Source organism: Herbidospora cretacea (assembly GCF_001570605.1).
Lineage (GTDB): Bacteria > Actinomycetota > Actinomycetes > Streptosporangiales > Streptosporangiaceae > Herbidospora > Herbidospora cretacea.
In genome coordinates this window covers 40,179-54,586 of record NZ_BBXG01000022.1, presented here as the reverse complement: position 1 = coordinate 54,586, position 14,408 = coordinate 40,179, and the positions used below count along the sequence as shown (strand labels likewise).

The following is a 14,408-nucleotide window of genomic DNA, read 5'->3' as shown; positions in this document are numbered from 1 at the left end:
TGAAACCCGCAGGGCGCCGCAGATGAGCGGAGCCCTGCGGTGTTCGGAGCTAGTTGCGGCGCGGGCGCGGGCGGTTGCCGCCCGAGCCGTTGTGCGGGCCGCCGCGACGCTGGGCCTTGCGCTCGGTCGCGGCCGAGGGCGCGGGCAGATCGTCGTCGGTGGCCAGGTCGGGCGAGCGGAAGATGATCGCGAACGGGCTGGCCGGGATGATCTTCTCGGGTTCGGCTGTCCTGGTGGTCTCCATGGGAGAGATCTCCACCTCCTCTTCGACTTCGTGGATCTCATCGTGGATCGGGTCGAGGATGTCGCCCTCGAACAGCGGCACGACGGGCTCCTCGACGGCCTTGACGGCTTCGGCGACGGGCGCGGCGACCGGTGTGACGGCTGCGACGGCTGCGACTGGTGTGACGGTCTCGGTGACCTCGGCCGTCTCGTCGGACGTGCGGCCGGCGCGGGTGCGGCGGCGGTTGCGGGCCGGGCGCTCCTTGCGCTCGTCCCTCTCCCGGTCGCGGTCCCGGTCTCTGTCCCGGTCTCTGTCCCGGTCTCTGTCGCCCCGGCGGCTGCGGGTGCGGCCGGTCTCGCCGAGGTCCTCGATCTCCTCGGCGTCGAGGCCGGCCCGCGAGCGGTTGGCGCGCGGCAGCACGCCCTTGGTGCCCGCCGGGATGTGCAGTTCCTCGAACACGTGGGGCGAGCTGGAGTAGGACTCGGCCGGCTCGGGGTTGCCGAGGCCCAGGGCGTTGTTGATGACCTTCCAGCGGGTCATCTCGGTCCATTCGACGAACGTCACCGCGACACCGGTGCGGCCGGCCCGGCCGGTGCGGCCGATGCGGTGGACGTAGGTCTTCTCGTCCTGCGGCAGGTCGTAGTTGACGACGTGGGTCACGTCGTCGATGTCGATGCCGCGGGCGGCCACGTCGGTGGCGACCAGCACGTCGATCTTGCCGTTGCGGAAGGCCCGCAGAGCCTGCTCGCGCTGGCCCTGGCCGAGGTCGCCGTGGACGGCCGCGGCCGCGAAGCCGCGGTCCTTGAGCTGCTCGTGGACCATGTCGCAGGCCCGCTTGGTCTCGCAGAAGACCATCGTGAGCCCGCGGCCCTCGGCCTGGAGCAGCCGGGCCACGATCTCGATCTTGTCCATCCGGTGGGTGCGGTAGACGAACTGCGTGGTGTTCGAGGGGGCTTCGTTCTCCTCCTCGGTCGTTTCCGCGCGCACGTGGATGGGACGCGTCAGGTAGCGCCGCGAGAGGGCCACGATCTCGCCCGGCATGGTGGCCGAGAAGAGCATGGTCTGCCGCTCCTGCGGAACCAGCTTGATGATGCGCTCGATGTCGGGCAGGAAGCCCAGGTCAAGCATCCGGTCGGCCTCGTCGAGCACCATCATGGTGATCTGGCTGAGGTCGAGGTGCTTCTGCTTGATCAGGTCGAGCAGCCGGCCGGGGGTGCCGACGATCACGTCGACACCGCTCTTCAGCGCCTCGACCTGGGGCTCGTAGGCGCGCCCGCCGTAGACGGTCAGGATGCGCGAGCCGAGCTTCCCGGCGGCGAGGACGAGGTCCTCGGTCACCTGGAGGGCCAGCTCACGGGTCGGAACCAGGACGAGGCCCCGGGGCTTCTTGCGGTTCTTGCGGGGCTTCCCCACGGACTGGAGCATCGCGACGCCGAAGGCGTAGGTCTTTCCGGTCCCGGTGCGGGCCTGGCCGATGACGTCCTGGCCGGACAGCGCGAGGGGGAGAGCCATCTCCTGGATGGGGAAGGGTGAGACGATGCCCTCTGTCTCCAGGGCATCGGCGATCTCTGGGATGACACCCAGGTCTCGGAACGTCGTAATCGTCGCCTGCCTCAGTCGTGTGGCGAAGGCGGCTTCGTGACCAAACGGGCTCGCGTGCCGGGTCCTTACGAAAGGCGCCTTCGACGTCGTACGCGACCGCTCGCAGCCAAGCTCTCTGGGGGTTATCCGGGGGATCAATACCCCGGATCAACACAGTGCGGTCGCACTTCTCGCAAGTAGTCTACTCGATACCACAGCTGCTAACCGATTTGCGGCGTGTTTCACATGTTTCTTCGTGAGACACGGGCCCTACGCTGCTGCCATGACCATTACCCGCCCCGGTGTCGTCGATCTTCTGGGCGTGCTCGCCTACGCCGAGCTCACCGCTTTCCTCCGGATGGCGCAGGACGCCTCCCTGCTGGCTCCCTCGCTGACCGACACGGCCGCGCTGGGCGACGTGGCGGCCGCCGAATACGCTCACTTCCAGCTCGTCCGCGACCGGATCAGCGTTCTCGGGGCCGACCCCGAGGCGGCGATGGCCCCCTTCGCCCCGGCGCTCGACGCCTGGCACGAGCAGACCCAGCCGAGCGACTGGTACGAGGCCCTGGTCAAGGCCTACGTCGGCACCGGCCTGGCGGGCGACTTCTACCGGGTGGCCGCGCGGCGGGTCGACGAGGAGACCCAGAAGCTGGTCGACCAGGCGCTGGCCGACGAGGCCCGCTCGGAGCTGGTCGTGGAGCGGGTGCGGAAGGCCATGGAGGACGACCCGAGGCTGGGCGGCCGGCTGGCCCTGTGGGCGCGGCGGCTCGTGGGCGAGGCGCTGAGCCAGGCACACCGGGTCGCGGCGGCCCGGCCGGAACTGGCCGAACTGCTGGTCGACGGCGACGACCTGGCGGCCATCGGGCGGATGTTCGCGCAGCTCACAGAGGAACACGGCAAGCGGATGTCGGCGCTGGGGCTCACTCCCGGAGGCTGAATCAGGCGCCCCAGAGTGATGATCGAGAGGCGTGAAGGCGCCAAGGGGTTGTACCGTGCGAGTTATGAGGGCCTCGCGCCGCTACGGCAGTTCCTTGACAAGATGTGGACCGAATCGATGGGCCTCCCGCGCAGTGATGCGCAGGGCGAGCTCAGGATGCCCGACCATCAGCAGACGCAGGGACGACGCACATGTCCCACGCAGACGTCCGCCGGGTTGTATCCACGGTCCACATTAGAGAAGCCAGTGGGCGCCGCCTTTCACAGCGGCGCCCGACGGCCCTCAAACGAGAGGCGGCCGTGGCTCGCGGCACTGAATCCGCCTGGGATCAGAGGGTGCCGCCGAAGCCGACCGAGCGGCTGGCCCCCTCGCCGATCTCGATGAAGCCGAGTGCCGCGACCGGCACGATCACCCGGGTCCCCTTGACGTCGGTGATGGAGAAGACGCCGCGGTCGGCCGCGAGCGCGTTGCGGACCTCCGCCTCGATCTCCTCGACGGTGAGGTCGGTCTCGACGACGAGTTCACGGTGCACCGACTGCACTGCGATCTTGATTTCCATCTGGGCCCCTTTCGAGAGGTTTCCATGGTGACCCCGGAAATCCCACCGGCAGTGCCTGATCGCGACAGGCGTAAAACTCAGGTTGTGCGGGGGAAACCGCCGATGCCGCGCCAGGCGAGGCGGGCGATGAGCCCGGCCGCCGCGTCCTTCGGGATCGCGCCGCCGCTGGTCAGCCAGTAGCGGGCGCTCACCTCGGCCATGCCGACGAGCCCGACGCCGAGCAGGTGGGCGTCTTCGCTGGAGCAGCCGGTGTCCTCCTGGATGACCTCGGCGATCGCGTCGGCGCTCTGGCGCAGCGACCGCTCCATGCGCTCGCGGACGGCCGCGACGTTGCGCAGGTCGCTCTCGAAGACCAGGCGGAAGGCCTCGCCCTGGCTGGAGACGAAGTCGAAGAAGGCGCCGATCGCGGCCTGGACGCGCTGCTTGTTGTCGCTCGTGGAGGCCAGCGCCTCGTTGCAGCGCGCGACCATGTCGTCGACGTGGACGTCGAGCAGCGCCAGATAGAGCTCCAGCTTCCCGGGGAAGTGCTGGTAGAGCACCGGCTTGCTGACTCCGGCCCGCTCGGCGATCTCGTCCATGGCGGCCGCGTGGTAGCCGTTCTCCACGAAGACCTCCTGCGCAGCGCTGAGCAGCTGGCGGCGGCGGGCGAGCCGGGGCAGCCGGGTGCCCCGGGGTTTGGCATCCGGGGTTGCGGTCACAGCCACTCCTTGCGCGCGAAGCTTCTAGGCAGATTCCCAAGCGCGAGCCACAGCCGGCCTTCGGCCGTCCGCGTCTCGCTTTCGGCGGCCCCATCCTACGGCTGGGCCACCAGGTCAGCGATAGTCGTCCTCGTCGTCGTCGTATGTCCGGTTCTGGTCGGTGGCGTCCGCCGGGTCGGCCTCCAGGGGCAGATCCTCCGGCCAGGGGTTCTCCTCGGGCTCGTCGTCGAGCGGGCGGTTCTGCTCGGCGACGTCGGCCTCGGGGGCCTCGCTTCCACTCTCGGACATGATGTCCTCCTTCCGGCTCACATTACGGGAACAGGTCCCCGTGTGCCCTGACCCGTGCCAGCACGTCGGCCGTGGTGAGTCTGAGCTGGTCGGGGTCGTCGCAGTCGGCGACCTCGTCCCAGGTCAGCGGGGTGGAGACGGTCGGTTGCGGGTTGGCGCGGATCGAGTAGACGGCGACGGTGGTCTTGGCGGGGTTGTTCTGGCTCCAGTCGATGAACACCTTCCCCGGGCGCTCTCGCTTAGCCATCACGGCGGTGACGAAGTCGTATTTGCGGGCGAGCCGTTCGGCGAGGGCCTTCGCGTAGGCGGAGGTGCTCTCCTGGGAGTCCCACGGCACGTGGAGTTGCATGCCCTTGTTGCCGCTGGTCTTGGGGAAGCACTCGTGGCCGTCCTCGGCGAGGGCGTCGCGGAGCAGCAGGGCGACCGCGCAGCACTCGACGATGGTGGCCGGCTCGCCGGGGTCGAGGTCGAAGACGAGCAGATCGGGCGGCAGCGCCTCGCCCGCGTCCGAAACCCGCCACATGGGCACGTGGAGCTCCAGGGCCGCCAGATTCGCGAAGTAGACCAGCGTGGGCAGGTCGTCGACGACGGGGAAGTCGATGGTCTCGCGGTCCTTCGTGCTGCCGGGGACGGGCAGGCGTACCGTCCTGATCCACGACGGGGTGTGGCGGGGCGCGTTCTTCTCGAAGAAGAAGGCGCCGCCGACGCCGTTCGGGTAGCGCTTCACCGTCAGCGGGCGGCCCCTCAGGTGGGGGAGCAGCACGGGGGAGATCCGGGTGTAGTAGTCGATCACCTCGGCCTTGGTGAAGCCCACCTCGGGATAGAGGACCTTGTCGAGGTTGCTCAGCACCAGGTCACGGCCCTCGACCTGGACGGGGACCTTCTTCACAGCCGTACCTCCGCCGGGATCTTGTCCGGGCGCAGCCCGCGCCAGGAGGGGGCGCGCAGGCGGCCCTCGGTGGTCTGGTTGGCGTAGGTGACCTCGCCGACGATCTCCGGGCGCACCCAGCGGGCGTCTCTGGCGATCTCCCGTGGCAGCACCTTCGCGTACGCGCTGCGCGGGATCTCCAGCGGCGCGAGCAGCGCGAGCAGTTCGTCGAGGGCGGCGTCGCTGAACCCCGTGCCGACGTGGCCGAGGAAGACGAGGCCCTCGGGCCCGAAGGCGCCCATCAGCAGCGACCCGATCCCGCCGGAGCGCCGCCCCCGGCCCGGCCGCCACCCGCCGATCACGACCTCGCGCTCGGTCACGTTCTTCACCTTGACCCACCACGGTGACCGGGTGCCCGGCCGGTAGCGCGAGTCGACGTGCTTGGCCACCACCCCTTCGAGCCCCTGCTGCCTCGTCGCGGCCACGACGTCGGGATGGCACGGGAAGGTGGGCGCGACCGTGATCCCGAGCGACTCCAGCAGGGCGCGCCGCTCGTAGTAGGGCCGGTCGAGCAGCGGCGCGCCGTCGAGGGCGAGCAGGTCGAAGGGCATGTACGTGACCGGCACCGTCCCCAGCAGCCCGTGGGCGGCCGGATCGCCGACGTGCATCCGCCGCTGGACCAGCTCGAACGACGGCTTCCCCTCGTGGTCGAAGGCGACCACCTCGCCGTCGAGCACGACCCGGTGACCGGGCACCTCCAGGCGGCAGACCTCGGGATACCGCCCGGTGACCTCGACCCCCTTGCGCCCGAACAGGCGCGGCGAGCCCTCCAGGTAGGCCAGGACGCGGATGCCGTCCCACTTGACCTCGAGCACGTACCGGGAACCGTCCGACGGCAGTGCGCCGGGTACGGCGAGCATCGGTTCGACCGGATATGACAGTGCCACAGAGGGTATGTCCCCCTTAGGTAAGTCCCTTGAATCCCGACATAGCGTGATTCGAACACAGAGACGAGAATGTGGCCATGCGCAGCATCTGGAAGGGCGCCATCTCGTTCGGGCTGGTGACGATCCCGGTCAAGCTCTACTCGGCGACCGAGCAGAAGGACGTCTCCTTCCACCAGGTGCACCGGGAGGACGGCGGGCGCATCCGCTACAAGCGGGTCTGCACGGTCGACGGCGAGGAGGTCGCCTACGCCGACATCGCCAAGGGCTACGAACTGCCCACCGGCGACATGGTGGTGCTGACCGACGACGACTTCGCCGACCTTCCGCTGTCGAGCTCGCGCCGCATCGACGTCCTCCAGTTCACCCCCGTCGACCAGATCGACCCCATCTACTTCGCCAAGTCCTACTTCCTGGAGCCGGACGCCCAGGGCGCGAAGCCCTACGTGCTGCTGCGCGACGCGCTCGAACGGTCGGGCCAGGTCGCGATCGTGAAGGTCGCGCTGCGCCAGCGCGAATCGCTGGCCACCCTCCGCGTCCGCGACGGGATCTTCGTCCTGGAGACGATGCTCTGGCCCGACGAGGTCCGCACCGCCGACTTCGGCTTCCTCGACGAGGACATCGACCTGCGCCCGCAGGAGCTCAAGATGGCCGAGTCGCTGATCGAGACGATGGTGGCCGACTTCGACCCCTCGGAGTACAAGGACGCCTACCGCGAGGCGCTCCAGGAGGTCATCGACGCCAAGGTGGCCGGGCGCGAGGTCGTCCAGGTCGAGGGGCCGGCCGAGGCGGGCCCGGCCGTCGACCTCATGGCCGCTCTGCGGGCCAGCGTCGACGCGGCCAAGCGCGAGCGCGAGGGCACGCAGAAGAAGAAGGCGGAGCCCAAGAAGAAGACCCGCAAGAGCGCCTAGTCACCTGTTGTCGTAGGGGTCGAGCTGGAACCTGTTGCCCCTCTTCAGGTAGGCCGCCAGGGTGTAGCCCACCCGGCCGTTGCCCACGCCCACGATCTTGCGCCACTGGCCGTTGCCGTAGAACCGGCAGCCGCCGGTCATGAAGTCACCGAGGTTGTAGAGGTCGTCGATCACTTTGCTCTTGACGCTCGGGTACTGGTGGACGGGCGCGCCCGCGTTGAACATGCTCGCCGCGCCCTTGACGAGCTGGTACGAGCAGGCCGTCGCGCCCGCGGGGGCCGCCGCCGTCACCAGGGCGCCGGAGGCCAGGGCCGCCGCGAGGGCGATTCCAGTCAGACGGGTAACCATCATCACTCCTAGTAATCATCGTGATGCTCTCGGTGATAACCCTGTGTGACCAAACGAAACGTGCCGCGATGACTTGGAGTCATCGCGGCACGATCGTCGCGGCGATCTCAGGAGACGACGTAGGTCATCCTGTGATCAGGTGAAACTAGTTGCGGTGCCAGCGGTACTGCTTCTGGAGGTGCCAGCCCTCGGTGAAGCCGGTACGCGGGCTCCAGCGGTGACGCTTGAAGTGCGACTTGACCTTGTGGAAGTGGTGGCCGTGGTGCCAGCCGTGGCCCCAGTCACCGCCGCCGCCCCAGTCGCCGCCGCCGTCCCAGTCCCCGCCGTCCCAGCCACCGTGGTGACCGTGGTGACCGTGGCGAACCGGGTGGCACTTACCGATGGTGTAACCACCGGCGTGCAGGTAACCGACGATGCGGCTGCGGTGCGTCGGGTGGTGGTGGACCTTGACGTAGTGACGGAAGCGGCCCGCCGGGAAGACGCCGTGGTGCAGCTTCGGGTCGGCGTGGTGGCTGCCCTCGCGGACCTTGAAGACGCAGGTGTGGTTGTGGTGACCGTGGTGGTGGCCACGGCCGTAGTTGTGGCCGTAGTCGTCGCCAGCCCACTCGTAGCCTCCGTCGCCGGCGGCGGCAGGGGTCGCGAGGGCCAGGATGGCGCCGCCACCGACGAGGGCGGCGGTAGCCAGGGTGCTGGCGAGCTTCTTGAGCTGCATCAATTACTCCTTGTGATTGGCTGGTGCCTGATCGTGTTATGTCCTCACTCTGCGTGACAAAACGGGCAGTATCCGGCCTTTACGGTCACTTAGCGTAGTCATGGAGTACGATGGGGTGGATTGTCCGTAAACGGCGGGAGGACGTGACGTGACAGACCGCACCAAAAGCCCGATTTCTGCGGGGATCTCGGGCCCGGTCCCCGACTGGCCCAGCGAGCGGACCGACCTGGGCGACCTGCGGCTCAGCTACCGGGCGACACCGGCGGGACCCTCGGAGAGGGCCGTGATGATCCACGGGCTCGCGGGGTCGGGGACCAACTGGACCGACCTGTCCGACCTGCTCAAGGAGGAGGTGCGCTCCTTCGCGCCCGACCTGCCGGGAGCGGGATGGTCGCCGGAACCGGCCGACCGCGACTACTCGGTCTCCGCGCACGCGCGCTCGATGATCCGCTTCATCGAGTGGGTGGGCGGCCCGGTCCACCTGTTCGGCAACTCGCTGGGTGGGGCGGTGTCGGTGCGGGTGGCCGCCTGGCGGCCCGACCTGGTGAAGTCGCTCACCCTGGTCTCACCGGCGATGCCCGACCTGCTGCCCCGGGTGGGCCCGGCGCGGGTGGCCCTGACGGCGGTGCCGGGGGTGGCCGAGTTCGTGATCGGCCGGATGTCGGCGGCGGTCCCGCCGGAGAAGCGCATCCAGGCCACCATGTCGATGTGTTACGGCGAGGTCGGCTGCGTGCACCCCGACCGGCTGGCCGCCGCCGTCGAGGAGCTGCGCCGCCGCGACGACCTCCCCTACTCCGCCTCGGCCATGATCGGCTCGGCCCGGGGCATCGTGCGCGAGTACTTCCGGCCCGACCTCTGGCGTGAGGCGGCCCGGGTCGAGGCCCCCACCCTGGTCATCCACGGGCGCCGCGACCGCATCGTCGACGCGCGCATGGCCGCCCGCGCCTCGCGCGCGTTCCGCGACGTCCGCATCGTGACGCTGCCGTGGGCCGGTCACGTGGCCCAGATGGAGTCGCCTCAGATCGTCGCCCGCGAGGCGCGGGCGCTGATTCGGGAATGCGCGGACGCGCCGGTTAGGTTGTGATGTGGAGCGTGCCCCCTCGGGGGCACGAGCCAGACCCTCGATTGCCCTGAAACGGGAGTGGAACTGTGTCGTTGCCACCGCTGGTCGAGCCGGCCCCCGAGCTCACCGTCGACGAGGTGCGCCGCTACTCGCGCCACCTGATCATCCCCGACGTGGGGATGACCGGCCAGAAGCGGCTGAAGAACGCCAAGGTCCTGTGTGTGGGCGCCGGCGGCCTCGGTTCCCCGGCCCTGATGTACCTGGCCGCGGCAGGTGTGGGCACGCTCGGCGTCATCGACTTCGACGTCGTCGACGAGTCGAACCTGCAGCGTCAGATCATCCACGGCCAGTCCGACGTCGGCCGTCTCAAGGCCGAGTCGGCCGCCGCGACCGTGCGCGAGATCAACCCGCTCGTCAACGTGGTGATCCACAACGTGGCCCTCACCACCGACAACGTGATGGACATCTTCTCGGGCTACGACCTCATCGTCGACGGCACCGACAACTTCGCCACCCGCTACATGGTCAACGACGCGGCGGTCCTGCTCGGCAAGCCCTACGTCTGGGGCTCGATCTACCGCTTCGACGGCCAGGCCAGCGTCTTCTGGGCCGAGCACGGCCCCTGCTACCGCTGCCTCTACCCGGAGCCCCCGCCCCCCGGCATGGTCCCCTCCTGCGCCGAGGGCGGCGTGCTCGGCGTGCTGTGCGCCTCGATCGGCTCGATCCAGGTCAACGAGGCCATCAAGCTGCTGACGGGCATCGGCGACCCGCTGGTCGGCCGTCTGATGATCTACGACGCGCTGGAGATGAAGTACCGCGACGTCAAGGTCCGCAAGGACCCCGAGTGCGTGCTGTGCGGCAAGAACCCCACCGTCACCGCGCTGCTCGAAGACTACGAGGCGTTCTGCGGCGTCGTCTCCGACGAGGCCCAGCAGGCCGCCCAGGGCTCGACGATCACCGCCGCCGAGCTCAAGAAGTGGCAGGACGAGGGCGAGAACATCTACCTCGTCGACGTCCGCGAGCAGGGCGAGTACGAGATCGTCAGCATCCCCGGCGCGACCCTCATCCCCAAGGGCGAGTTCCTCAACGGCTCGGCCCTGGAGAAGATGCCGCAGGACAAGAAGATCGTCCTGCACTGCAAGTCGGGCGCGCGCTCGGCCGAGGTGCTCGCGGTGCTGAAGAACGCCGGGTTCGCCGACGCCGTCCACGTGGGTGGAGGCGTTTTGAGCTGGGTCAAGACGGTAGACCCGTCTCTGCCGACTTACTGATACGACCCATCTGGGCCGGTTAAAGTCGGTCCGTGACGGAAAGACGCAGTTGGCCGGCGCTCGTCGTGGCGTCGGCCCTCACGGTGAGCTGCGCGGTCGTCGCGGGGGTCGGGGTCAGTTCGGCGATGACCGAGCTGACCCGGGGGCCCAGCAAGCAGGAACACCGCGCCGCGGCGGCCGAGGAACTGGCCCGCCGCTGGCGCACCTGGCCGGCCGGAAAGATCTTTCCCGAACGCCTCGGCTACACCTCCGAGCAGGGCGGCCGTGAGGTCGCCCGGCGGGTCGGCATCGGCACGGGCACCGGCTGCGCCGCGGCCGTCGACGCCGCGCTGAGAGCCTCGATGGAGGCGGCCGGCTGCCGGGGGGTCATCCGCGCCACCTATCTCGACGCCGTCCAGGGCGTCGTGGTCACCATCGGGGTCGGCGCCTTCCGGGACGCCACCGCCGTGATGGCCGCCACCACCGCGCTGCCCCGCGAACACCGCCCCTCGCCGGGGCTGCGCCCGCTGCCCTTCCCCAAGACGGTCACCGAGCTCTTCACCGCCGCCGGGCGTCAGTACGGCACCTACCACCGGGCCGGGCCCTACCTCGTGATGGTCACCGCCGGGCAGGTCGACGGCCGCCCCGCCAAGGCGCTGGGCCGCCCGCTGACCTCGATGTTCACCTTCACCGACGAGCTGTCGGAGCAGATCGCCCGCACCCTGGTCGCCCCGGTGCCGACGGGCTGTCAGTCGGAGGGCTTCCTGTGCTGAGACGGGCGCTGGCCGCCCTCGTCGTGCTGACCGGGCCCTTCCTCGGCACGGCCGCCGCCGCCGACGAGGTCCGGAGCGGGCAGACCGGCACGCTCGGCACGATCGGCATCGACCAGGCCTGGCGGGTCACCAAGGGCGACGGCGTGCTGGTGGCCGTGCTCGACTCCGGGGTCGACCCCGGCCACCGCGACCTCGCGGGGTCGGTCCGGGTGGGCCGCGACTTCACCAAGGGCGCCAACCCGGCCGACGTCGCGCCCCAGCGGCTCCACGGCACGTACATGGCCTCGCTCATCGCCGGGCACGGCCACGGCCCCGGCGGGCGCGACGGTGTGATCGGGGTCGCGCCCGAGGCGCGGATCCTGTCGGTCCGGGTGATCCTGGAGGACGACGAGCCGGGCTTCAAGAAGTTCAACATGGACGAGCGCTACGAGGGCGTGATGGCCCGGGGCATCCGCTACGCCGTCGAGGAGGGCGCCGACGTCATCAACCTGTCGATCGCGAAGGGCGCCGCGACGGAGGCCGACCGGGCCGCGGTGGCGTACGCGATCTCCAGGAACGTGGTCCTGGTCGCGGCGGCCGGCAACGACGGCGCGGAGGACACCGGCGGCCACTACTCCTACCCGGCCTCGCTGCCCGGGGTGATCTCGGTCGCGGCGGTGACCGGCACGATGCGGCGGGCCTTCTTCTCCACCCGCAACGCCTCGGTGATGCTGGCGGCGCCGGGCGTCGACATCCTCGGGGCCGGGCCCGGCGACGAATACTGGGTCGGCCGGGGCACGTCGCAGGCGACCGCCCTGGTGTCGGGGGTGGCCGCCCTGATCAAGGCCGAGCACCCGAAGATGTCGCCCGCGCTGGTGGCCCAGGCCCTCTCCGGCTCGGCCGTCGCCCCCAAGGGCGCCGGCTACAACACCGCCACCGGCTTCGGCGTGGTGAACGCCGGCCGCGCGCTGACCGCGGCCGCCCGGCTCGCCGGGTATGGACCGACCGCTTCGGGGAAGAGGGCCCACGATCCCGACCGTCCCTTCTCCACCGCCTCCCCTCAGCCGATCGCGATGGTGAAGCGCGACCGCCGGATGATCGCCCTCTACGGCGGCGCCGGGGTCGCCGGGCTGATCGGCGCAGGTGGAGCGGTCGCGGTGATCGTCGTCGTGGCCCGCCGGGCCAGGCGCCGGGAGGCTTCACCAGAAATCGCCACGTAGGAGACCTCTACCGAATCGTTGGCGTATGGAGTCTTCGGCGTAACATTGAGGAATGTCGCCACAGCAGCCTCGGGCCCCGCGGACCCGGGTGCGCTCATGGCCGGCCACGCGCGGGCGCGCGGCGGCGGTCCAGGCCGCCAAGGAGCGGCGGGAGCTCGAGAAGGGCGTCCGCCGACGGGGGATCGTCACCAGTCTGCTGACGGCCGCCGTGCTCGTGGCCGCCGTCAACGCGGTCGTCGGCGGCATCGGCGTGGTCCAGGAGACCCGTTCCCGCCCGCTGACCGGCGAGGAGCGCGCCGACTACGTGAAGCAGGACGTCGCCCGCCGCTGGCACGACTGGCCGGCGTCCATGGTCTTCCCCGACGAGCTCGAATACGTCGGCCTGGCCCGGTCTCAGCAGTTCGCCCGCCGGGTCGGCATCGCGCCCGAGATCCCCTGCTGGGCCGGGGTCGACCGGTCGGTCGCCTCGGTCTTCCGCGAGGTGTCCTGCCGGTCGCTGCTCCGGGCGACCTACGTCGACCAGTCGGGCGCCTTCGCGATCACCGTCGGCGTGGCCGTCATGGCCGACGAGGACGCCCGCACCGCCGCCTCGGCCAAGCTGCCCGTCGACGACCGGGTGGGGGTGCGGCCGGTGGCCTTCCCCGGCACCGTCACCGACCTGTTCGGCGCGGCCCAGCGGCAGCGTTCGGGCTGGGTCGGGGTTGGGCCGTACATCGTCTTCTTCACCGCCGGGTACACCGACGGGCGGACCCGTGACGCGATCCCGCAGGAGGAGCTGTTGCACAGCGAGCTGTGGCCGACCGCGCAGGCCCTCGGCGGCCGGGTCGCCCGGTCTCTGGGCGAGGAGCCCGAGGTTCCGCGCTGCACCCAGGGGAACGAGTGTTGAGACCCGCCTTGAGACCCGCAGCCGTCGCGGTGGCCGCGCTCCTGGTCGTCGCGGCCGCGCCGGCGCCGCTCGACGAACTGAACATCGACGCCGCCTGGGCCCAGACCAAGGGCGCCGGGGTGACCGTCGCGCTGCTCCACGACCGGGTGGGCGAACCGGCCGAGCTCAAGGGCAGGGTCGTCCAGGCGCCCGACATGACGGGCACCTTCTTCGAGGGCGACGAGATGCGCGTCAACGACTACTCGACCGTCCTGGCCGGGCTGGTCGCGGGCGACGGGGCGGGCGGCGGCCGTCAGGGCACCGCGCCCGAGGCCTCGGTGCTGTCGGTGCCGATCACCGCGGCGCCCCTCGACGGCGACCTGGTCGACCCCGAGGCGGCCCCCGGCACGCCGCTCGACAGCCCGATCGCCCGGGGCGTGCGCTACGCCGTCAACCACGGCGCCCAGGTCATCGTGGTGCCGATGGGCATCTTCGGCGTCGGCCGGGTCGAGCGCGACGCGGTCGCCTACGCCCTCCAGCGTGACGTCGTGATCGTCTCGGGGGCGGGCGACGTCGGCCGGTGGCCCTCGTCCACCGCCAACGGCACCTCCTACTGGCAGTTCCCGGCCGGGTTCCCCGGCGTGATCGGGGTGGCCGCCGTGGACGACGCCGGGGTCCGCGCCCCCGACAGCTCCGACAACCTGTCGGTGCTGGTCGCCGCTCCGGGCGTGCGCGTCCCGGCGGGCCAGGCGGGAGGCCGGCCGCCGGCGGTGAACGGCACCCAGGCGGCGAGCGCCATGGTGGGCGGGGTGGCCGCGTTGATCCGGTCCAAGTTCCCCCGGCTGCCCGCCGAACTGGTCGTCCGGGCGATGTCCGACTCGGCCGGGCCGCATCCGAAGAACGGCTACGACGACAAGATCGGCTTCGGCGTGGTGAACGCCGCCGGAGCCCTCACCCGCGCCGGTGAGCTGGCGAGATACCAGCCGGCCGCGCCGGTCGGCGACGACCTCTACTTCGGCGGCGGGCCCAAGTCGGCCGGTCCGCAGCCGCCCGGCGCCGACCCGCTGCGGCTCTGGGTCTACGGCGCGGGGGCCGTGCTGAGCCTGGCGGCCTTCGGTCTTCTCGCGGCGCTGCTGGTGCGCAGAAGGAGATGACGACTTAGAGGGAAACTTGCCCTTTCTCATCACAACAA

At 70.6% G+C, this 14,408-nt stretch carries 16 protein-coding genes; 8 read left to right on the top strand and 8 right to left on the bottom strand.

What is annotated here, in order from left to right; genetic code table 11:
- Positions 1 to 49 precede the first annotated feature (49 nt).
- The gene (locus tag AW270_RS31640) at positions 50 to 1,735 is read right to left on the bottom strand and encodes a DEAD/DEAH box helicase (protein WP_061299794.1); all 1,686 of its coding nucleotides are present in this window, start codon (positions 1,733 to 1,735) and stop codon (positions 50 to 52) included.
- A 352-nt stretch (positions 1,736 to 2,087) separates the two neighbouring features.
- Between AW270_RS31640 and AW270_RS31635 the strand changes: the two genes are divergently transcribed.
- The gene (locus AW270_RS31635; protein ID WP_061299793.1) at positions 2,088 to 2,741 is read left to right on the top strand and encodes a ferritin-like fold-containing protein; all 654 of its coding nucleotides are present in this window, start codon (positions 2,088 to 2,090) and stop codon (positions 2,739 to 2,741) included.
- Between the two features lie 328 nt (positions 2,742 to 3,069).
- Here AW270_RS31635 and AW270_RS31630 read toward each other — a convergent pair whose 3' ends face one another.
- From AW270_RS31630 to ligD (AW270_RS31610), 5 genes are all read right to left on the bottom strand, one after another.
- Positions 3,070 to 3,300: a DUF3107 domain-containing protein gene (locus tag AW270_RS31630; RefSeq protein WP_061299792.1), complete on the bottom strand. Its 231-nt coding sequence runs from the start codon at positions 3,298 to 3,300 to the stop codon at positions 3,070 to 3,072.
- A gap of 77 nt (positions 3,301 to 3,377) precedes the next feature.
- Positions 3,378 to 3,998 (bottom strand): TetR/AcrR family transcriptional regulator, encoded by a 621-nt coding sequence (locus AW270_RS31625; protein ID WP_082801973.1) that lies wholly within the window; start codon positions 3,996 to 3,998, stop codon positions 3,378 to 3,380.
- 114 nt (positions 3,999 to 4,112) lie between these two features.
- Complete coding sequence (locus tag AW270_RS39745) at positions 4,113 to 4,286, bottom strand: hypothetical protein (protein ID WP_169807400.1); 174 nt, start codon at positions 4,284 to 4,286, stop codon at positions 4,113 to 4,115.
- Positions 4,287 to 4,308: 22 nt separating this feature from the next.
- Positions 4,309 to 5,175, bottom strand: a complete 867-nt coding sequence (gene ligD / locus AW270_RS31615; RefSeq protein ID WP_061299789.1) for a non-homologous end-joining DNA ligase — start codon at positions 5,173 to 5,175, stop codon at positions 4,309 to 4,311.
- Positions 5,172 to 6,074 carry a non-homologous end-joining DNA ligase gene (gene ligD / locus AW270_RS31610; protein ID WP_061299877.1) on the bottom strand — a complete coding sequence of 301 codons (903 nt, stop codon included), beginning with the start codon at positions 6,072 to 6,074 and terminating at the stop codon, positions 5,172 to 5,174. The genes ligD (AW270_RS31615) and ligD (AW270_RS31610) overlap by 4 nt, the downstream gene beginning before the upstream one ends.
- A 104-nt stretch (positions 6,075 to 6,178) precedes the next feature.
- Here ligD (AW270_RS31610) and ku point away from each other — a divergent pair, with 104 nt between their 5' ends.
- Positions 6,179 to 7,009 (top strand): non-homologous end joining protein Ku, encoded by an 831-nt coding sequence (gene ku / locus AW270_RS31605; protein WP_061299788.1) that lies wholly within the window; start codon positions 6,179 to 6,181, stop codon positions 7,007 to 7,009.
- On the opposite strand, the gene AW270_RS31600 is transcribed toward ku, so the two are convergent.
- Positions 7,010 to 7,357, bottom strand: a complete 348-nt coding sequence (locus AW270_RS31600) for a hypothetical protein (protein ID WP_157522900.1) — start codon at positions 7,355 to 7,357, stop codon at positions 7,010 to 7,012. It abuts the gene before it with no gap.
- 145 nt (positions 7,358 to 7,502) lie between these two features.
- Positions 7,503 to 8,069, bottom strand: coding sequence for a hypothetical protein (locus AW270_RS31595; protein WP_061299786.1), 567 nt, complete (start codon positions 8,067 to 8,069; stop codon positions 7,503 to 7,505).
- Positions 8,070 to 8,217: 148 nt separating this feature from the next.
- On the opposite strand from AW270_RS31595, the gene AW270_RS31590 reads away from it, so the two are divergent.
- The 6 genes from AW270_RS31590 (at position 8,218) to AW270_RS31565 (ending at position 14,370) form a co-directional block, all read left to right on the top strand.
- Positions 8,218 to 9,153: an alpha/beta fold hydrolase gene (locus AW270_RS31590; protein ID WP_245674953.1), complete on the top strand. Its 936-nt coding sequence runs from the start codon at positions 8,218 to 8,220 to the stop codon at positions 9,151 to 9,153.
- Between the two features lie 65 nt (positions 9,154 to 9,218).
- Entirely contained in the window at positions 9,219 to 10,400 is a 1,182-nt protein-coding gene (gene moeZ / locus AW270_RS31585) for an adenylyltransferase/sulfurtransferase MoeZ (RefSeq protein WP_061299785.1), read from the top strand.
- A gap of 32 nt (positions 10,401 to 10,432) precedes the next feature.
- On the top strand, positions 10,433 to 11,152 hold the full coding sequence (locus AW270_RS31580; protein WP_245674952.1) for a hypothetical protein: 720 nt from the start codon (positions 10,433 to 10,435) through the stop codon (positions 11,150 to 11,152).
- The gene (locus AW270_RS31575; RefSeq protein ID WP_061299783.1) at positions 11,146 to 12,351 is read left to right on the top strand and encodes a S8 family serine peptidase; all 1,206 of its coding nucleotides are present in this window, start codon (positions 11,146 to 11,148) and stop codon (positions 12,349 to 12,351) included. Before AW270_RS31580 ends, AW270_RS31575 begins: the two co-directional genes overlap by 7 nt.
- Positions 12,352 to 12,439: 88 nt before the next feature.
- A complete protein-coding gene (locus tag AW270_RS31570) occupies positions 12,440 to 13,237 on the top strand; it encodes a hypothetical protein (RefSeq protein ID WP_245674951.1) in 798 nt (265 codons plus the stop codon).
- Between the two features lie 8 nt (positions 13,238 to 13,245).
- Positions 13,246 to 14,370, top strand: coding sequence for a S8 family serine peptidase (locus AW270_RS31565; RefSeq protein ID WP_063819408.1), 1,125 nt, complete (start codon positions 13,246 to 13,248; stop codon positions 14,368 to 14,370).
- The last annotated feature ends 38 nt before the right edge of the window (positions 14,371 to 14,408 follow it).

Coding starts and splice junctions, on each gene's coding strand:
- AW270_RS31630 (WP_061299792.1), bottom strand. CDS start 3,300: ATGGAAATCAAGATCGCAGTGCAGTCGGTGCACCGTGAACTCGTCGTC.
- AW270_RS39745 (WP_169807400.1), bottom strand. CDS start 4,286: ATGTCCGAGAGTGGAAGCGAGGCCCCCGAGGCCGACGTCGCCGAGCAG.
- ligD (WP_061299877.1), bottom strand. CDS start 6,074: ATGCTCGCCGTACCCGGCGCACTGCCGTCGGACGGTTCCCGGTACGTG.
- AW270_RS31635 (WP_061299793.1), top strand. CDS start 2,088: ATGACCATTACCCGCCCCGGTGTCGTCGATCTTCTGGGCGTGCTCGCC.
- AW270_RS31640 (WP_061299794.1), bottom strand. CDS start 1,735: ATGGCTCTCCCCCTCGCGCTGTCCGGCCAGGACGTCATCGGCCAGGCC.
- AW270_RS31595 (WP_061299786.1), bottom strand. CDS start 8,069: ATGCAGCTCAAGAAGCTCGCCAGCACCCTGGCTACCGCCGCCCTCGTC.
- ku (WP_061299788.1), top strand. CDS start 6,179: ATGCGCAGCATCTGGAAGGGCGCCATCTCGTTCGGGCTGGTGACGATC.
- AW270_RS31600 (WP_157522900.1), bottom strand. CDS start 7,357: ATGGTTACCCGTCTGACTGGAATCGCCCTCGCGGCGGCCCTGGCCTCC.